The organism is Micromonospora sp. DT62, assembly GCF_049847285.1.
GTDB classification, from domain to species: Bacteria; Actinomycetota; Actinomycetes; order Mycobacteriales; family Micromonosporaceae; genus Micromonospora; species Micromonospora reichwaldensis.
On the sequence record NZ_JBNCOB010000012.1, the window covers coordinates 140717 to 157653 of the forward strand.

The window sequence follows — 16937 nt, forward strand, 5'->3', positions numbered from 1 at the left end:
GGGTCACCAGCGGAACGAACTACTCGGCGGCCGGGCGGGTCCGCTTGGTGGCCCGGGGCAGCTTCGCCGACGGGGTGACGGTCGGCTCGGCGGCGGCCTTGGCGGCCTTGGTGGCCCGGGTCGTCGCCTTCTTCGCGGCGGCCGGCTTGGCCTCCAGCACCTCGGCCACGTCGGCCGGGGTCGGCACCTCGTCGGTCGCGGCCGGGGTCGGCACCTCGTCGGTCGCGGCCGGGGTCGGCACGTCGGCGGTCACGGCCTGGGTCGGCACGTCGGCGGTGACGGGCCGCACGGTGGCCGGCTTCGCGACGGCCTCGGCCGGCTCGGCCTCGGTCGCCTCGATGTCGGCGTTCACGGTCTCGGCGGCCTCCAGCACGCCGGCCCCGACGACCCGCTCACCCCGGGCGACCAGCGCGACGTACGCGGCCTGCGCCCGCTCCTGCGCGGCCTGGGCGCCGGCGACCACCACGGCGGCATTGCGGGTGGCCAGCGCACGGAGCCGGTCGAGGTCGGCGACCTCGCGCAGCCGCTCCAGGTCGGCGACCTCACGCAGCTTGTTCAGGTCGGCGGCCTCACGCAGGCGCTTCAGGTCCAGCTCGGTCGGGACGGCCTTCTCGCGCAGGCCCTCGGCGGTCAGGTTCGCCGTACGCAGCGTGTCGTTGGCCTTCTGGCGCAGCTCGACGCCGGTGACGACGGCCTTGCCACCCAGGTCGGCGACGACCTTGGTGCCGAGGTCGGTCACCACGGCGGGGAGCTTGCGCAGCTGCTGGAGGGCGAGCTCGCCCGCGCCCGCGGCGGCGTAGATCGGGGCCGGGATGCGGCTGGTCTTCGGCTGGGTCATCACTTCTCCTCTTCGGCCGCGTCGGCGGCCTTCCTGGCCGCGTCGCGGGCGGCCTTCTTCTCGGTGGTGTCGATCGGTGCGGGGGCGGGGCCGGCCTCGGTGACGGCGACCGACTCCAGCACGGCCTCGGTCGGGGTGCCCTCCGGTGTGGTGGGGCCCGTGGCGGCGAGGTTGGCCAGGTCGGGCGCGGCCTCGACGGGATCCGGCGTGCCCGCGCCGGCGGCGGCGTCGGCCCCGGTGGTGGGCGTCGCGCCGGTGGCCGCCGCGGTCGCCTCGGCGAGCCGCGCGTTCTCCCGGCGGAACGTCTCGTAGATCTGGGTGAGCGACTGCTTCTGCGCCATGGTCAGGTCGGGGTCGACGGAGATGGCCGCGAGCACGCCCTGGCCCTCCTTGTCGTCGAGCAGCCCGGCCCGCAGGTACATCGCGGGGGTGGAGACGCGCAGCGCGCTGGCGAGCTGCTGGAGCACCTCCGCGCTCGGCTTGCGCAGACCGCGCTCGATCTGACTGAGGTACGGGTTGCTCACCCCCGCCTGCTCGGCGAGCTGCCGCAGCGAGATCTTCGCGTTGCGGCGCAGGTCGCGAATGAACCCGCCGACGTCGGGAAGGTCCTTACCAGTGGCCATGGCCCGACGCTAACGCGCCCTGCTAGCTCCTGCAAGCAAAACGCTAACCAGAGTTAGCGACGTCTCATCCCGCCGAGCCGGCCACGCCCGCGCTGAATTCGGCGGACCGGTCGCCGTCGGTAAACCGGTGGCGTCACGGCGGTCCCGATCGTCACGATCGAGCACGTGCTCGCCGACCTGTGGCCCCTGTACGGCCTCACCATCTCCACACCACGACTTCAGCTTCGCCTGCCCCGCGAGGAGGAGCTGGCGGAACTCGCGCATCTCGCGGGCCGGGGCGTGCACCGTCCGGACGAACAACCGTTCCTGACGCCGTGGACCGACGGCAGCCCGGAGGATCGGGCGCGCGCCGTGCTGCAGGGGCACTGGGACCGGCTCGGCGGGTGGAGTGTTTCGGCGTGGCGGCTCGGGCTGGGCGTCTTCCGGCGCGGGGATCCGCTCGGCGTGGTCACGCTCGGCGCACGCGACTTCCGGGTCGTCCGGCAGGTCACGACGTCGGCGTGGCTCGGAATCGAACAACAGGGCAGGGGCTACGGGACCGAGGCCCGCGCCGGCCTGCTCACGCTGGCCTTCGACCACCTCGGCGCCGACGCCGCACTCACCGAGGTCTTCCAGGACAACCACTCGTCCCAGGGGGTCTCCCGCAAGCTCGGCTACGAGCACGACGGCATCTCCGTCGACGCCCGCGGTGACGAGGCCCTCGTGTCCGATCGCCTACGGCTCACCCGCACGAAGTGGAGCCGACAGGAGCGGCCGACGGCGACGGTCCACGGCGTGGCGGCCTGCCTGCCGATGTTCGGCCGCTGACCGGGATCCCCGCACCACCCGGCAGTCGCGCCCGGGTCCGCTCGCCCGAGGCCCGCGCCGGCACAGGCGGTTGCGCCCCGGTCTCCCGGTGCGTACCTTGCCGCAGTGACCAAGATCGAGGTGAACGGCGCCCTGCTCGCGTACGACGACACCGGCAGCGGCACGCCCGTCGTCCTGCTGCACGCCGGCATCGCCGACCGGCGGATGTGGCGGGAGCAGATCGGCCCGCTGGCCGCGCGGCACCGGGTGATCGCCCTCGACCTGCGCGGCTACGGGGACTCCGAGCTGCCGCCGACCCCGTTCGCCCACCACGACGACGTGGCCGGACTGCTCGACGCGCTCGACCTCCCCCGGGCCGCCCTGGTCGGCTGCTCGTTCGGCGGCGCCGTCGCCATCGACACCGCGCTGGCCCACCCGGAGCGGGTGAGCGCGCTCGCCCTCCTCGGCACCGCCGCCTCGGGCCACGAGTGGTCGGACGAGGCGAACGACCTCTGGGAGAGCCTGGTGGGCGAGGTCGACCCGGAGGACTTCGCCGCCAGCGCCGCTGGCGAGGTGCGCTTCTGGGTGGTCGGCCCGGGCCGCGAGCCCGCCGAGGTCGACCCGGAGCTGCTCGCCTTCGCCCGCGAGATGGACCAGCGGGCGCTCGCCGCCGAGTTGGCGCTCAGCGCGGTCGACGTCGCCGAACTCGACCCGCCCGCGATCGGCCGCCTGCACGAGCTGCGGATGCCCGTCCTGGTCGGCGCCGGCGCGGCCGACGTGCCCGACATCAGCCGGCTCGCCGACCGGATCGCCGCCGAGGCGCCCGACGCTGTCCGCCTGCCCGACGTGCCCGACGCCGGGCACCTGCTGCCGCTGGAGCGGCCCGCCCCGGTCAACGCCGCCCTGCTCGACTTCCTGCCCTGACACCCGCCCCGTCGTCGACGACGGTGCGGTACGGCCCGTCGTCCGCTTCCGCGAGGTGCGGAGGTGGGCGGTGGAGGCGATCGCTCGCGATGGCCGGTGCAGGTGACAAATGGATTGCACGGGCGCCGGGCTGGGAGTTTGACTGCGCGCCATGCCCCCTTCCCCCTCACCGGTCTTCGTTGCGGGTACGGGTCGCTCGGGAACGTCACGGCTCGCCGACATCATCGGCGAACATCCGCTGATCCATCGGATTCCCATGGAGACCAGGTTCCTCGTCGACCCGGGCGGCTTTCGGGACCTGGCCGACGCGCTCACCGGTCGATACGACCCCACCGTCGGTGAGGACGCCCTGCACCGGCTGAGCGACTTCCTCACCGTACGAGTGCCCGGCCGGCGCGACGATCGCGGCAGGACCGTTCCCGAACTGGTCGGCGAGCGGCGCTACCGGGACGCGGTGGAACAGCTCTGGCCGCAGTTGATCGCGTACACATTCGACGAGCCTGCGCCCGCGGAAGGCTTCGGCAACGCCGACCGTCCTGCCGGACCGTTCGAGCCGCTGAGCCGCCGGCGAGTGGTTCCCAGGTATTTCAGCGACCGGGGCGAACTGCTCGGAATCCTGCGGGGCATGGTCGACACCATGTTCGGCGGAGCAGCCGCCGACGCGGGCAAGCCGACCTGGTGCGAGAAGACGCCGTTCAACCTGCTGTGCATGGAGTTCCTCTGGGAACTGGTCCCCGAGGCGACCATCGTGCACATCACGCGTCACCCGGTGTCGGTGCTCGCATCCCACCTGGCCCAGCCATGGGCGCCGTCCACTGTTGACGGCGCGCTCGCCTACCTCAAGCCGATCTACGACCGATGGCGCACCTGGAAGGACACGGTCGACCTGACGGGCAGGCGATACGTCGAGGTGAAGGCGGAAGATCTCGCAGCCGACTGGCCCGGGCGGCGCCGCGCCCTCTTCGAGCGGCTCGACGTCGACGACTTCGACACCCGTTCGACGTTCCAGTCGCACAAGCTGGCGCAGCGCAACGACCAGTTCGACGACGAAACCCGCGGGTTCATCGAAGAAGCACTCGGCAAGGTCATCCCGGCCATGGGATACGAGTGACGACCCTGGCTCGCCACCCTGACGACGCCGCGTCGCGCCCCTCGAACGCCGCGACGACGGGCGAAGCGGCTACCAGAGCGGCCGGACGGCGCCGACCGGCAGGCCGCCGCCGAAGAGCGGCAGTTCGGCGTACTCGCTCAGCACCGGCGCGTCCAGCCCGAGGCGGCGCAGGGCGGAGACCAGCACCGGCATCCGGGCGCGGCCCGCGCCGTCGTCGATCTTGAGGGCGACCGCGCCGACCCCGGGCACCGCCGCCGCGACGACCCCCTCGGCGCCGATCTTGGCGAGCAGCCCGGGCACGCCCCGCATCAGCCGGCTGTCCTCGGCCCGGGTGCCGCCGACGAGGTCCGGGTGGGCGCGCATCGCGTCGGCCACCGTCCGCGCCACGGTGCCGGGCTCCGCCGAGACGAGCCGGAGGTACGCCCCGGCCAGGCCGGTCAGCGAGACGGCGAGCACCGGGGCGCCGCAGCCGTCCACCCCGACCGCCGCAGCCGGCTCGCCCGTGAACTCCTCCACCGCGTCCCGCAGCCGCTGCTGCAACGGGTGCTCCGGACGCCAGTACCCGTCGAGCGGCCAGCCGGCGGCCAGGCAGGTCAGCAGCATCCCGCTGTGCTTGCCGGAGCAGTTCATCTGCGTACGGGTGGGACCGCCGCCCGCCCGCAGCACGGCCGTCCGCGCCTCGTCGCCCACGGGCAGGTCCGGCGGGCAGTGCAGGGCCGACTCGTCCAGCCCGGCGCGGGTGAGCAGCGCCCCGACCCGGGCCAGGTGGAACTCCTCCCCGGCGTGGCTGGCCGAGACCAGCGCCACGTCGGCGGAATCGGCCAGCGTCAGCCCGGCGCGGAGCATCCCGACCGTCTGCATCGGCTTGTTGGACGAGCGCGGGAAGACCGGGGAGGTCACGTCCCCTGCGCCGGCCACCGTCTGCCCCGAGGCGTCGAGCACCACCACCGAACCCCGGTGCACGCCCTCGACGAACCCCGACCGGACCACCTCGGCGAGCGGCGCGCCGCCCTCGTACGTCTTTCCCACAGGGTGGACGGTACCGGCACCTCGGGCAGCGGTCGGCGGGCGGGTGAGCAGGTCGTCGACGACCCGGTGTACAGCAGTGCCGGCCCGGGTCGCCGCTTACCTACCGGCGGCCGGCACGCCGAGCAGCCCGCGCGCCTCGGCGGGGGTCAGCGGCGGACGCTGGGCGAGCTGGGCGAAGCCGACCGCCCGGGCGACGAGCTGCATGTTGGACTCGACCGGGCGGCCCTTGGCGTAGGTCACCGTGTCCTCCATGCCGACCCGCAGGTGCCCGCCGGCCGAGAGCGAGGCCAGCATGACCGGGATGGTGCTGCGGCCGATGCCGGTGGCGGAGAAGGTGGTGCCCTCGGGCAGGTCGCGCAGTGCCTGGTGGGCGGCGACCAGGGCCGGGGTGGTGCCCGGCATGCCGCCCGGCACGCCCATCACGAAGTCGACGTGCACGTGCCCGCCGGCCGGCAGGCCGTACTTGCCGAGCAGCCGTTGCAGGGCCGTCAGGTGGCCGAGGTCGAAGATCTCGTACTCGGGCACGATGCCGCGCTCCTGCATCCGGGTGTGCAGGTCGACGATGAACTCCCACCGGTTGAGGAAGACGTCGTCACCGAAGTTGAGCGTGCCCATCGTGCAGGAGGCCATGTCCGGCCCGGCGTCGAGCACGGCGAGCCGGTCGGCCTCCGGGTCGGTCACCGCGCCGCCCGAGGAGAGCTGCACGACGAGGTCGGTGCTCTCCCGCAGCGCCGTCACGGTCTCCCGCAGCCGCCCCTGGTCCAGGGTGGGCCTGGCCTCGTCGTCGCGGATGTGGACGTGGATCACGGCGGCGCCGAGCGCCTCGCACTCCTTGGCGGTCAGCAGCAGCTCGTCGAGCGTCACCGGCAGCGCCGGCACCTCGGCCTTGGCCGACTCCGCGCCGGTGGGGGCAACCGTGATCAACGTCCCTGTCGTCATGCCCGGATCCTAGACCGAGGTCAGCGAGCCAGTCGACCGGAACTTTTCCGGCCTCAGCGCCACGAAGCAGAGATTCTTTCGCCGATGGGCGGTCAGGCCGGATCGATCGCGGCGGCGGTCTCCCCGATCAGGAGGCGGGCGTCGTCGGCGACGTTGCGCTTGACCACGGCCAGGGCGACCTGACCCAGCTCGTGGTGGTGCACGGCCGTGCCGACGAAGCCGACCGCCCGGCCGTCGAGGGTCACCGGCGTGCCTGCCACCGGCGGCTGGTCGGTGGTCACCCCGTCCAGGTGCAGGAGTACGAGCCGACGCGGCGGCCGGCCCATGTTGTGCACCCGGGCCACGGTCTCCTGGCCCCGGTAGCAGCCCTTGTCCAGGTGCACGGCCGGGGCGACCAGGTCCACCTCGGCCGGGATCGTCCGGTGGTCGGTGTCCACCCCGACCCGGGCCCGCCGGGCGGCCACCCGCACCGCCTCGTACGCCCACAGCCCCGCGACCGGCACCCCGTTGCCCCGCAGCTGGGTGACCACCTGCTCCATCGCGGCCCGGGGCACCAGCAGGTCCACGCCGAGCGGGCCCCGGCGGGCCCAGCCGCCCACGGGCAGCGGGCGCACGTCGTACAGCGCGGTCGGCCGTGGCGGCAGCTCGCCGGAGCGGAACTTCGGGCCCGGCACCGCGACCACGTCGGGCGCGGCCAGCCCGGTCGCGCCGAGCGTCTCCACCGCGGCGGGCGCCTCCGGCCCGACCAGGGAGAGCAGCGCGTGCTCGGGCGTCACGTCGCGCGGCTCGACCTTGCTGAAGAACCGCATCCGCTCCAGGTACGACAGCAGGCCGGCGGTGGCGCCCGGCTCGGTGTCGAGCCAGGTGGTGACGCCGTCCTCGGCGACCATGGCGTGCTGCTCGACGTGCCCGTGCGGGGAGAGCACCAGCAGCTCGGTGCCCTGGCCGGCGCCGAGCTGCGCCAGGTGCTGGCTGGTGAGGGTGTGCAGCCAGCCGGTCCGCTCCTCGCCCGGCACCGCGACGACGCCCCGGTGCGACCGGTCGACCAGGCCGACCGCCGTGTCGAGGGTGCGCTGCTCGCGCATCGGGTCGCCGTAGTGCGCCGCCACGCCCCGCACGCCGGCCGCCACGTGCGCCGGCTCGGGCTGGTCGCGGCTGGCCTCGTCGATGCTCTTGACGCTCACCGCGCCCGCGATGTCGATCATTTCCGGTCCCCGTTCTCACAGCGGACGCAGAGGCCGAAGAACGAGACGTGGCCGATGTCCACCCGGAACCCGCGCTGGCTCGCCAACTGGTCGGCCAGCGGGCGCAGCAGCTCCGGATCGATCTCGTCGATCGCGCCGCAGCCCCGGCAGACGAGGTGGACGTGCTGGTCCTCGCCGGCCGCGTGATAGGTCGGCGAGCCGTGCGAGAGGTGGGTGTGGGTGACCAGGCCGAGCCGTTCCAGCAGCTCCAGCGTGCGGTAGATGGTGGTGATGTTGACCCCTGCGGCCACCTCCCGGACGGCGGTGTGCACCTGCTCCGGGGTGGCGTGCCCCAGGTCCAGCACGGCCTGGAGGATCAACTGCCGTTGCGCCGTCAGCCGTAGCCCACGGGCGCGGAGCATTTCCGCGAGGGAGGATTCGGACACCGTCCGATCATAGTTCGCCCCGCCACGCGCGCCGCCGGTGTCGTCCGGCCCGCCGCTAGGCTCGGCGGTCATGGTGGTGTCGAGGATCGCCGTGCCGGGTCGCGGGCTGGTGCCGCCCGGCGAGCCGGTGCTGCGCGGCGACGACCGGGGCGTGCTGCACGGCGACGGGCTCTTCGAGACGATGCACCTGCGGGACGGGCGGCCGTGGCTGCGCGACGCGCACCTGGCCCGGCTCGCCCGGGCGGCGGCGGCCGTCGACCTGATGCTGCCCGCCGCCGCCGTGCTGGTCGAACTGCTGGACGCCGTCCGCGCCGGCTGGCCCGCCGAGGTGGAGGGGGCGCTGCGCCTGGTCTGCACCCGGGGCCCGGAGGGCGGGGGCCCGCCCACCGGCTACGCCACGCTGGGCGAGGTGCCGGCGGCGACCCGGGCGGCGCGCCGGGACGGGATCACCGTGGCGACCCTGCCGCTCGGCGTCGCGGCGCGGGCCCGCGCCGAACTCGACTGGCTGCCGGCCGGGGTCAAGTCCATCTCGTACGCGGTGAGCACCGCCGCCCGCCGGTGGATCGCCCGCGCCGGCGTGGACGACGCGCTCTGGGTCTCCTCCGACGGGTACGCGCTGGAGGGGCCCACGGCCAACCTGGTCTGGTTGGCCGGTGACACCCTCTGCACGGTGCCCGCCGCCGAGACCGGCATCCTGCCGGGCGTGACCGCCGCCTGGCTCCTCGGGCACGCCCACGCGCTCGGCCTGCGCGCCGAGGAGCGCCTGGTCACCCCGGCCGAGCTGCGTACCGCCGACGGCGTCTGGCTCAGCTCGTCCGTCCGTGGCCTCGCGGAGATCCGCACCCTGGACGCCGACCCGCTGCGCCGCTGCGCGCACACCCCCGCCCTCCAGGCGCTCCTGGGCTTTCCCCGCCCGTGACCCCCGGAAGGAGGGTCAGCCGGCCACCCGGGTGAGGCGGGCGGAGAGGTGGGGGGAGAGGCCATGGCCCACGGCGGCCATCTCCTGGGCGTAGAGCAGCGCGCCCTCGACGATGCCGAAGAGGCGGTGACCGGCGGTGACCTCCTTGGCGGTCGCCGTGCGGACCACCGCGTCGGTGACGAACTCGATCTGGGTGGCCTTGCGCTTGCCGATGTGCAGCTCCATCACCCCGGTGGGGACGCTCATCAGCGCCTCCAGCTCGTCGGTGACCCGGTCGCCGTCCATCACCGGCCGCCACCAGCCGACCTCGCGACCCGCCGGGCGGACCGGGCGGCTCTGGTCGTCGAGCAGCCAGGCGCGCGACTCGTAGAACAGGAACGGCCGGCCGTCGTGGCTGATCCGGATCTCCTGCGCGAAGTCGAAGTCGTCGATGGTGGGGAAGCCACCCCGCCCCCGACCGCGCCACACCCCGACGTACGGCAGCAGGCCGTCCAGCGTGGGATGCAGCTTCGGGCCGACGCGCAGGTCGTGGCTCTCCTCGTAGGGATACGAGTCGACCGGCGGCGCGTTCAGCCACGGCGGCGGCTGCAGGGGGTTCTCGTCGCTCACCAGCGTCCTCTCGATATGCGTACGGCCAGGTAGACCAGGCCACCGGCGAGCGCGCCCAGGCCGGCGACCAGCAGGCTGACGAACCCGATCTCGGTAACCATCGTGACCATCCTATGCTGGGCCCCATGGCCCGCACTCTCGTCGTCAAGGCCACCGCCGGCGCGGACGCCCCGGAGCGGTGCGCCCAGGCATTCACCGTCGCCGCCACCGCGGCCGCCGCCGGGGTGCACGTGTCGCTCTGGCTGACCGGGGAGTCGACCTGGTTCGCGCTGCCCGGCCGCGCGCAGGAGTTCGAGCTGCCGCACTCGGCCCCGCTCGCCGAGCTGCTGCACGTGATCCTCACCACCGGCACGGTGACCGCCTGCACGCAGTGCGCCGCCCGGCGGGACATCGGGCCGGACGACGTGCTGCCGGGCGTCCGCATCGCCGGCGCCGCGGTCTTCGTCGAGGAGGCGACGGCCGAAGGGGCCCAGGCCCTGGTCTACTGACCGCCGCCCGCCGATACCGGCCCGACAGGTCGGGCAGATGCCTACGATTCGGGTGTGACCGAGGCGACGGAGCGATTCTTCGAATCACTGCCGGCGCGCGCCCCCGAGGTGCTGGTCAGCCCGGTCAGCGGGACGATGCAGATCGACCTCGCGCAAGGCGGCCAGACGGTGCACTGGCTGGTCCGCCTCCGTCCGGGCGAGATCGAGGTGAGCCGCGACCGGGGGCCCGCCGACGCGATCTGGTACACCAGCGCGGACCTGTTCGACCGGCTCGTCACCGGCCGGGCCCAGGCGATCTCGTCGGTGCTGCGCAACGAGAGCAGCTTCAGCGGCGACGTCGTGCTCTTCCTGCTGTTCCACCGGTTCTTCCCCGACCCGCCCGGCACCCGGGACCCCCGCACGGTCGCCCGCAGACAGGCCGGGCGGCTGCCGTGAAGCAGCTGGTCAGCATCCTGGACGGCAACACCTTCCTGGTCAGCGACAGTCGCGGCGACATCGAGCCGTCCCTCGACTTCCCGACCGGGCTCTTCTCGTTCGACACCCGGCACCTCTCCACCTGGTTGCTGACCCTCGACGGCGAACGGCTGCACGCCCTCTCCGCCGACACCGCGGAGTCCTTTCGCACCCGCTTCTTCCTCGTGCCCGGCGAACCGACGCACTACCTGGACGCGAAGGTCTCGATGATCCGCAGCCGGACCATCGGCGGCAGCTTCGAGGAGGAGCTGACCCTGCTCAACCACTCCGGCGAGGAGATGGAGTTCGTCGTCCACCTCGACATGGGCGCCGACTTCGCGGACCTGTTCGAGATCAAGCACGTCCGGCGCAAGGAGGGCCACTCCACCGCCACCGTCGGCGAGAACGAGCTGCGCCTGACCTACCGCCGGGACAGGTTCCACCGCGAGACGGTCATCCGCACCAGCGTGCCCGCGCACATCGAGATCTCCGGCATGACCTACCGGGTCCGGGTCGGCCCGCGCGGTGAGTGGACGACGCGGCTGCACGTGTCGACCGTCGTCTACGGCGCGCGCGGCGAGGACATCCGGGCCAACCTCCCGCAGTACGGGGGCAGTCGCGGCCCGGACGCGATCCGGGCCGAGCAGGACGAGCTCGTCGCCCGGGCGCCCAAGCTCGGCTGCGACTGCGAGCCGCTGGGCGGGGCGTACCGACAGAGCCTCCGCGACCTGGCGGCGCTGCGCTACGAGTCGATCACCCTCGGCGTACGCCTGGTGGCCGCCGGCCTGCCGTGGTTCATGACGCTGTTCGGCCGGGACAGCATCATCACCTCGCTCCAGGTGGTGCCCTTCCTGCCGGAGCTGATCCCGCCGACCCTCATGATGCTGGCCGGCCTCCAGGGGCACCGGATCGACGACTTCCGGGACGAGGAGCCGGGCAAGATCCTGCACGAGCTGCGCTACGGCGAGACGGCGGGCTTCGAGGAGCAGCCCCACTCGCCGTACTACGGCTCGGCGGACTCGACGCCACTGTTCGTCATCCTGCTCGACGAGTACGAGCGGTGGACCGGCGACGACCGGCTGGTACGGGGACTGGAGGCCCAGACCCGGGCCGCCCTCGCCTGGATCGACACGTACGGGGACCTGCTCGGCACCGGCTACCTCTGGTACCAGACCCGCAACCCGCAGACCGGGCTGGCGAACCAGTGCTGGAAGGACTCCTGGGACTCGATCTCGTACCGCGACGGCCGGTTCCCCGGCTTCCCCCGCGCCACCTGTGAACTCCAGGGCTACACGTACGACGCGAAGATCCGCGGCGCCCGGCTGGCCCGGAAGTTCTGGGGCGACCCCGCGTACGCCGACCGGCTGGAGCGGGAGGCGGCCGAGCTGAAGCTACGGTTCAACCGGGACTTCTGGATCCCGGAACGGGAGTACTACGCGCTCGCCCTGGACGCCGACGGCCGGCAGGTGGACGCCCTCACCTCCAACATCGGGCACCTGCTGTGGAGCGGCATCGTTGACGAGTCGCGGGCCGGGCGGATCGCCGAACACCTGATGGGGCCGCGGCTCTACTCCGGCTGGGGCGTCCGCACCCTGGCCGACGACCAGGGGCGCTACAACCCCGTCGGCTACCACGTCGGGACGGTGTGGCCGTTCGACAACTCGATCATCGCCTGGGGGCTGTGGCGGTACGGTTTCCGCCGGGAGGCCGGGCAGATCTGCGAGGCCATGCTGGCCGCGTCCCCGTTCTTCGGCGGGCGGCTGCCGGAGGCCTTCGCCGGCTACGAGCGGGACCTCACCGACTACCCGGTGGAGTACCCCACCGCGTGCAGCCCGCAGGCCTGGTCGGCGGGTACGCCGCTGCTGCTGCTCCGGGTGATGTTGGGCCTGGAGCCGCAGGGCGACCACCTGATCATCAACCCCGCCGTGCCCGAGGGGATGGGGCGGATCGAGCTGCTCGACATCCCCGGCCGCTGGGGCCACGTCGACGCCCTGGGCCGCAGCCGCGCCCCGCACGACCACTGACCCACGGCTCAGGCAGGGCAGCCGGTGCTGGCCGAGACGACGACCCGGTCGCCCGAGAGGTCGGCGACGACGGTCACCGGGCCCCGACGGTAGGCGTACGCCTGCGGGTCGTTCAGCACCGGAAGGCGGGTGACGGGGGCCAGGGACGCGGCCGGGGACGCGGGGGCCGGGACACCGGCGGAACGCGCGGAGCGGGCGGAGCCGCCGCCGGGGCAGGGCGCGGTGACCACCTGGAGGGCCGGACCGGCCGGAGCCCCCAGGGCCCGCAGGGCCTCCTCCAGGGCGTCCGCCTCCGCACCGGCGGCACCGGTCGCGGGTACGTCGTAGCCGTCGCCCACCGGCCGACAGCCGGTGTCGACGGTCAGCCGGACCCGGCCGTCCCCCGCGACTCCGCCGGAGACGGTGACGAACTCGCCCGCGTCGGCGCGCAACCGGGGACCGTCCGAGGTGACCCGGACCCCGGCCCGCCAGTCCGCCGGCAGCCGGTCGGCGACCTGCGCCAACAGCGTCGCCTCCCCGCCCGTCGCGACGAAGACGTCCACCCCGCGCGACAGGTCGGCGCCGGCGGCGAACGGGGTGACCCGGCAGCCCCGATCGACCACGGGCGGGGTCAGCACGGCGGTGTCGCCGGCCGCCGCGACCAGTGCGCCGACCGCGCGGTCGACGACCCGACCGGCCTCGGTCAGGGTGCGCTGCTCCCGGACGGTCGGCGGATCGTCGCGCACCGAGAGCCAGGTCAGCGCCGCCAGCAGCGCCGCCCACGCCACCGTGCCGGCGAGCAGCCAGGGCAGCCGTCGTCGGGGGGCCGCCGGCCGATCGGGACCGGTAGGCGGGGCCTGCCCCGCCGCTTCCACGCCGTTCACGGGGGCAATCGTGTCACGCCGGTCGACCGCGCCCGGAGACGGTCGCGGCCCGCCACCTGCGAAGGCGACGGGCCACGGGCCGATCAGAGCGTGGGAGGGTCAGGAGGCGACCGTGACGGCGACCTCGTTGATGCCCCGGGCGGCGGTCACGGCGGTGTCGCCGTTGCCGTGCCGGGAGAGCGCCCGCAGGGTCCAGGCGCCCGGCGCGGCGAAGAACCGGAACTGGCCGGCCGGCGAGGTCACCACCTCGGCGGTGAACTCACCGGTCGAGTCGAGCAGCCGGACGTACGCGCCCGGGACGGCCTCGCCCGCGTCGGAGCGGACGACGCCGGTGATCACGGTTTCCTTCTCCAGGTCCAGACTCGCGGGCAGCGGGGCGGCCTGGTCGGGCGCGGCGCAGCCGGCAGCGGTGGGTGCGGTCATGGCTCAGGCCTCCCCGGGCTCGTCGCCGAGCGCGACCGGCACGCCGACCAGCGAGCCGTACTCGGTCCAGGATCCGTCGTAGTTCTTCACGTTGCGGTGGCCGAGCAGCTCCTGGAGCACGAACCAGGAGTGCGAGGAGCGCTCGCCGATCCGGCAGTACGCGATGGTCTCGCGGCCGTCGTCCAGCCCGGCGTCGGCGTAGATCCTGCGCAGCTCGTCGTCGGACTTGAAGGTGCCGTCCTCGTTGGCCGCCTTGGACCACGGCACGCTGATCGCCGTGGGGATGTGCCCGGCCCGCTGCGCCTGCTCCTGCGGCAGGTGGGCGGGGGCGAGCAGCCGGCCGGCGAACTCGTCGGGGCTGCGCACGTCGACCAGGTTCTTGGTGCCGATGGCGGCCACCACCTCGTCGCGGAAGGCCCGGATCGAGGTGTCCGGCTCCTGCGCCACGTACTGCGTCGCCGGGCGGCTCACCGCGTCCCGGACCAGCGGACGGGCGTCGAGCTCCCACTTCTTGCGACCGCCGTCGAGCAGCTTCACGTCGCGGTGGCCGTAGAGCTTGAAGTACCAGTACGCGTACGCGGCGAACCAGTTGTTGTTGCCGCCGTAGAGGATGACGGTGTCGTCGTTGCTGATGCCCCGCTCGGAGAGCAGCGCCTCGAACTGGCTCTTGTTGACGAAGTCCCGGCGCACCTGGTCCTGGAGGTCGGTCTTCCAGTCCAGCTTGATCGCGCCGGCGATGTGGCCGGTGTCGTAGGCCGAGGTGTCCTCGTCGACCTCGACGAAGACGACGCCCGGGGCGTCGAGGTTCTTCTCGGCCCATTCGGCCGAGACGAGTGCGGTGTCGCGACTCATCAGATCACTCCCTGGTGAGGATGGATGGTGAACCAGCACGAGGGCATCGAAAGTCGTGACGATCGCACCACGCGCGGGATCCACCGTATGGACGGATCACGGGTTCGTGCGACGGCGCCGCTGCCGGGCGTTGAAAGAGAGCACGGGAGAAGAAAGATCCCTGTGTGCCGGTGGCCGCTAGGCGGCCGAGGACAGCCCCGCCGTCAGATGACGGGGCGACACAGGCAGGTGGCCACGCGGCACAGGTCGACCGCGCGCCGTTTGGTGAGGAGCGTCCCCATGAGCAGGGAGCCTACCAGCCGGGGGCGGGCATACCAGGGGGCCGACCAGCATCCGGGACGCGCGTACTGGTAGCCCGGGGTGCAAGGAAGGGCACCTTCCCATCGCAATCGGCAGAGGAAGGGGCCCTTCCTGACCGGCAGGCGCGGGCGCGGGCGGGCCGGAGGCGGTGGATCGGTCGGGTCGGTCAGCCGGCGGCGGAGTTGATCGGCACGTTCCGGGCGTCCGCGGTGACGGCCAGCCCCTCGGGCAGCGGCCGGACCTCCCGGACGGCGAGCTGGAACGGCAGCTCGGGCAGGGGCACGTCGATGGAGATGCTGCGGGCGTAGTTGCTGAGCAGCGTCCGGGCCAGCGGCAGGTTCGGCAGGCCGTCGGCGTTCAGGTCGTTGAACTTCAGCGCCACCTGCCCCTCCTTGCCGACCGTGATGTCGGCGGTGCCGGTCACGGTGAGCCGCTGGCCGAGGATGTCGACCGGGGCGGTGACGGCCAGCCGGCCGTTCTGCTCGCCGAGGGTCAGCCCCGGCCGGTCGAGCAGCTTGGCGAGGCTGTCGTAGCTGATGGTGCCCGTCCCGTCGACCGTCTCGGCGACCACGTCGCCCTGCCCCGAGCGGATGGTGTCGAGCGAGGCGCGCACGTTGCGGGCGTCCACGTCGAGCTTCGGCAGCGCGACCGCGTCGCCGCGCACCGAGCCCTGCACGTCGCGCAGCGCGATGGAGATGCGCTCGTACCGGCCGTCGAGCACCTGGGTGAGGAACGGGACCCCGCCGACCTCCACCTTCGGCGGCGAGGACTGCGCCCCCTGCTTGGCGATCTCCTGCCGGACCTGGTCGGCGATGGCCCGCTCGGCCACCCCCACGGCTACCCGGTCGGCCACCACGATCAGTCCGCCCAGGACCAGCAGCAGCACGACGAGGGTGATGAGCACCTTGCGCCCGCGTCGCCGGGGCCGCTCCTCGTACGTGTCGTCGTGCGCCACACCGCCTCCTGTCGTCAGTGCCGAGGGTGCCGCGAAGCGGCCCACCGGTGGTACCCGATCGGGGAAAAGCTCAACCGCCGCGTCAGAGAACGAGCTTGCACATGGCGTACGCGGCCGGCGCGGCCAGGGCGAAGCCACCGAGGGGCCCCTGCATGTGCCGGGCCACCCACATGGTCGGCGGCTCCCCCGCCATCAGCCGGCCCGCCTCGGCGTAGCCCACGGCAAGGTCGGCCAACACGGCGGTGACCGCCGCGACCAGCCCGATGATCGCGGCGCGGGTCGGGGTGAAGGGCGTCACCAGGTAGCTGCCGAGTCCGGCGCTGACCAGCGTGCCGACCATCGCGCCGGCGACCACGCCGGCCGCGCCCCGGGGCACCTGGGGGGCCAGCCGCGGCCACGGCGCGACCGCGTCGGTCAGCCGGGCGACGGTGAGCGCGACCGCGCTGGCGGTGAGGCACACCGTGATGGCCTGGGTGCCCGCCGGGATCCGGCTGAGCACGATCAGGGTGGCGAAGGCGACGACGCCGACCACGATCAGCAGGGTGCTGCCGAGCGAGTCGGTCACCCGCACCCGGTCGACCCGCCGGACGAGCTGGCCGAGCACCCCGAGGGCGAAGCCGCCCGCCGCGACGTAGCCCAGCGGCGCCAGGCCGGCGACGTCCGTCTGCACGGCCGCGGTGTCGGCCGCCACCGCGGCGCCGGTGCTGACGGCGGCCACCAGCAGCAGCGCGGGCGGTCGCATGGCCATCGTCCAGGCCAGCACGAAGAGCAACTGCACGCCGAAGACGACGAACGCGAAGGGCAGGCGGTGCCCCGGGCCGGCGGTCTGCGCCCCGAGCACCAGACCCACCCCGAGCAGCGCGGCGAACCCGGCGACGGTCAGCGCGAGCGGGCGGCGCACCTCGACCGGCTCCACCAGCTCCTCGTCCGGCTCGTCGTCCGGCTCGTCGTCGGGCCGGCGGGCCGGCTCACCGGCCCGCCGGGCGCGGCGCGGGCCGCTGCGCTCCCGGCGCTCGCCGTCGTCGTCGGGGGCCGGCCCGGTGCGCGGCGCCGGCGGCTGGCCACGGGACGGGCCGGACGGCCCGGGGCGGGGCCCATCGGGCCACTGGTCGCGGCCGGTCTCGGGCGAGCTGGAGGGAAACACGCCCCGATCGTGCCAGACCCGGCGGCC

At 73.9% G+C, this 16937-nt stretch carries 21 protein-coding genes; 7 read left to right on the forward strand and 14 right to left on the reverse strand.

The window, feature by feature from the left end:
• Window positions 1-19: 19 nt before the first annotated feature.
• Window positions 20-838, reverse strand: coding sequence for a hypothetical protein (locus tag ACPXCB_RS18580; protein WP_425876908.1), 819 nt, complete (start codon window positions 836-838; stop codon window positions 20-22).
• Window positions 838-1461, reverse strand: a complete 624-nt coding sequence (locus ACPXCB_RS18585) for a helix-turn-helix domain-containing protein (RefSeq protein WP_425876909.1) — start codon at window positions 1459-1461, stop codon at window positions 838-840. Before ACPXCB_RS18585 ends, ACPXCB_RS18580 begins: the two co-directional genes overlap by 1 nt.
• A gap of 165 nt (window positions 1462-1626) precedes the next feature.
• Between ACPXCB_RS18585 and ACPXCB_RS18590 the strand changes: the two genes are divergently transcribed.
• The 3 genes from ACPXCB_RS18590 to ACPXCB_RS18600 all read left to right on the forward strand — a co-directional run bounded on the left by ACPXCB_RS18590 (window position 1627) and on the right by ACPXCB_RS18600 (window position 4282).
• Complete coding sequence (locus tag ACPXCB_RS18590) at window positions 1627-2268, forward strand: GNAT family N-acetyltransferase (protein WP_425876910.1); 642 nt, start codon at window positions 1627-1629, stop codon at window positions 2266-2268.
• Between the two features lie 105 nt (window positions 2269-2373).
• Window positions 2374-3171, forward strand: a complete 798-nt coding sequence (locus ACPXCB_RS18595) for an alpha/beta fold hydrolase (RefSeq protein ID WP_425876911.1) — start codon at window positions 2374-2376, stop codon at window positions 3169-3171.
• Window positions 3172-3322: 151 nt separating this feature from the next.
• A complete protein-coding gene (locus tag ACPXCB_RS18600) occupies window positions 3323-4282 on the forward strand; it encodes a sulfotransferase family protein (RefSeq protein WP_425876912.1) in 960 nt (319 codons plus the stop codon).
• Window positions 4283-4351: 69 nt separating this feature from the next.
• Here the strand turns inward: ACPXCB_RS18600 and ACPXCB_RS18605 are convergent, their stop codons facing one another.
• The 4 genes from ACPXCB_RS18605 to ACPXCB_RS18620 form a co-directional block, all read right to left on the reverse strand.
• Window positions 4352-5311 carry an asparaginase gene (locus ACPXCB_RS18605; protein ID WP_425876913.1) on the reverse strand — a complete coding sequence of 320 codons (960 nt, stop codon included), beginning with the start codon at window positions 5309-5311 and terminating at the stop codon, window positions 4352-4354.
• Between the two features lie 96 nt (window positions 5312-5407).
• A complete protein-coding gene (locus tag ACPXCB_RS18610) occupies window positions 5408-6250 on the reverse strand; it encodes a 3-keto-5-aminohexanoate cleavage protein (RefSeq protein ID WP_425876914.1) in 843 nt (280 codons plus the stop codon).
• A 92-nt stretch (window positions 6251-6342) separates the two neighbouring features.
• Window positions 6343-7455: a YgfZ/GcvT domain-containing protein gene (locus ACPXCB_RS18615; RefSeq protein WP_425876915.1), complete on the reverse strand. Its 1113-nt coding sequence runs from the start codon at window positions 7453-7455 to the stop codon at window positions 6343-6345.
• Window positions 7452-7880, reverse strand: a complete 429-nt coding sequence (locus tag ACPXCB_RS18620) for a Fur family transcriptional regulator (RefSeq protein WP_132230754.1) — start codon at window positions 7878-7880, stop codon at window positions 7452-7454. Before ACPXCB_RS18620 ends, ACPXCB_RS18615 begins: the two co-directional genes overlap by 4 nt.
• A gap of 70 nt (window positions 7881-7950) precedes the next feature.
• Between ACPXCB_RS18620 and ACPXCB_RS18625 the strand changes: the two genes are divergently transcribed.
• A complete protein-coding gene (locus ACPXCB_RS18625; RefSeq protein ID WP_425876916.1) occupies window positions 7951-8799 on the forward strand; it encodes an aminotransferase class IV in 849 nt (282 codons plus the stop codon).
• A 15-nt stretch (window positions 8800-8814) separates the two neighbouring features.
• On the opposite strand, the gene ACPXCB_RS18630 is transcribed toward ACPXCB_RS18625, so the two are convergent.
• Entirely contained in the window at window positions 8815-9408 is a 594-nt protein-coding gene (locus ACPXCB_RS18630) for an FABP family protein (protein WP_425876917.1), read from the reverse strand.
• Window positions 9405-9509, reverse strand: a complete 105-nt coding sequence (gene mtfM, locus ACPXCB_RS18635; RefSeq protein ID WP_267897534.1) for a small membrane protein MtfM — start codon at window positions 9507-9509, stop codon at window positions 9405-9407. Before mtfM ends, ACPXCB_RS18630 begins: the two co-directional genes overlap by 4 nt.
• 12 nt (window positions 9510-9521) lie before the next feature.
• Here mtfM and ACPXCB_RS18640 point away from each other — a divergent pair, with 12 nt between their 5' ends.
• From ACPXCB_RS18640 to ACPXCB_RS18650, 3 genes are read left to right on the forward strand one after another with little or no spacing between them, the layout of a single operon-like run.
• Complete coding sequence (locus ACPXCB_RS18640) at window positions 9522-9896, forward strand: DsrE family protein (protein ID WP_425876918.1); 375 nt, start codon at window positions 9522-9524, stop codon at window positions 9894-9896.
• Between the two features lie 54 nt (window positions 9897-9950).
• Window positions 9951-10331, forward strand: coding sequence for an SCP2 sterol-binding domain-containing protein (locus ACPXCB_RS18645; RefSeq protein WP_132230750.1), 381 nt, complete (start codon window positions 9951-9953; stop codon window positions 10329-10331).
• Window positions 10328-12373, forward strand: a complete 2046-nt coding sequence (locus tag ACPXCB_RS18650; protein ID WP_425876919.1) for a glycogen debranching N-terminal domain-containing protein — start codon at window positions 10328-10330, stop codon at window positions 12371-12373. Before ACPXCB_RS18645 ends, ACPXCB_RS18650 begins: the two co-directional genes overlap by 4 nt.
• Before the next feature lie 8 nt (window positions 12374-12381).
• Here ACPXCB_RS18650 and ACPXCB_RS18655 read toward each other — a convergent pair whose 3' ends face one another.
• The 6 genes from ACPXCB_RS18655 to ACPXCB_RS18680 form a co-directional block, all read right to left on the reverse strand.
• Entirely contained in the window at window positions 12382-13236 is an 855-nt protein-coding gene (locus ACPXCB_RS18655) for a hypothetical protein (protein ID WP_425876920.1), read from the reverse strand.
• Window positions 13237-13335: 99 nt separating this feature from the next.
• Window positions 13336-13659, reverse strand: coding sequence for a DUF1416 domain-containing protein (locus ACPXCB_RS18660; protein WP_132230747.1), 324 nt, complete (start codon window positions 13657-13659; stop codon window positions 13336-13338).
• Between the two features lie 3 nt (window positions 13660-13662).
• Entirely contained in the window at window positions 13663-14511 is an 849-nt protein-coding gene (locus ACPXCB_RS18665) for a sulfurtransferase (RefSeq protein ID WP_425876921.1), read from the reverse strand.
• Window positions 14512-14714: 203 nt separating this feature from the next.
• Window positions 14715-14792 carry an Ms5788A family Cys-rich leader peptide gene (locus ACPXCB_RS18670; protein ID WP_311202345.1) on the reverse strand — a complete coding sequence of 26 codons (78 nt, stop codon included), beginning with the start codon at window positions 14790-14792 and terminating at the stop codon, window positions 14715-14717.
• 185 nt (window positions 14793-14977) lie between these two features.
• Window positions 14978-15766, reverse strand: a complete 789-nt coding sequence (locus ACPXCB_RS18675) for an LmeA family phospholipid-binding protein (protein ID WP_311411780.1) — start codon at window positions 15764-15766, stop codon at window positions 14978-14980.
• Window positions 15767-15848: 82 nt separating this feature from the next.
• On the reverse strand, window positions 15849-16910 hold the full coding sequence (locus ACPXCB_RS18680) for a hypothetical protein (RefSeq protein ID WP_425876922.1): 1062 nt from the start codon (window positions 16908-16910) through the stop codon (window positions 15849-15851).
• Window positions 16911-16937: the final 27 nt, after the last annotated feature.

Bases quoted from the DNA above. Each gene is read 5' to 3' on its own strand.
- ACPXCB_RS18580 (WP_425876908.1), bottom strand. From the start codon at position 838: ATGACCCAGCCGAAGACCAGCCGCATCCCGGCCCCGATCTACGCCGCC.
- ACPXCB_RS18585 (WP_425876909.1), bottom strand. From the start codon at position 1,461: ATGGCCACTGGTAAGGACCTTCCCGACGTCGGCGGGTTCATTCGCGAC.
- ACPXCB_RS18600 (WP_425876912.1), top strand. From the start codon at position 3,323: ATGCCCCCTTCCCCCTCACCGGTCTTCGTTGCGGGTACGGGTCGCTCG.
- ACPXCB_RS18610 (WP_425876914.1), bottom strand. From the start codon at position 6,250: ATGACGACAGGGACGTTGATCACGGTTGCCCCCACCGGCGCGGAGTCG.
- ACPXCB_RS18615 (WP_425876915.1), bottom strand. From the start codon at position 7,455: ATGATCGACATCGCGGGCGCGGTGAGCGTCAAGAGCATCGACGAGGCC.
- ACPXCB_RS18625 (WP_425876916.1), top strand. From the start codon at position 7,951: ATGGTGGTGTCGAGGATCGCCGTGCCGGGTCGCGGGCTGGTGCCGCCC.
- mtfM (WP_267897534.1), bottom strand. From the start codon at position 9,509: ATGGTTACCGAGATCGGGTTCGTCAGCCTGCTGGTCGCCGGCCTGGGC.
- ACPXCB_RS18640 (WP_425876918.1), top strand. From the start codon at position 9,522: ATGCTGGGCCCCATGGCCCGCACTCTCGTCGTCAAGGCCACCGCCGGC.
- ACPXCB_RS18660 (WP_132230747.1), bottom strand. From the start codon at position 13,659: ATGACCGCACCCACCGCTGCCGGCTGCGCCGCGCCCGACCAGGCCGCC.
- ACPXCB_RS18665 (WP_425876921.1), bottom strand. From the start codon at position 14,511: ATGAGTCGCGACACCGCACTCGTCTCGGCCGAATGGGCCGAGAAGAAC.
- ACPXCB_RS18670 (WP_311202345.1), bottom strand. From the start codon at position 14,792: ATGGGGACGCTCCTCACCAAACGGCGCGCGGTCGACCTGTGCCGCGTG.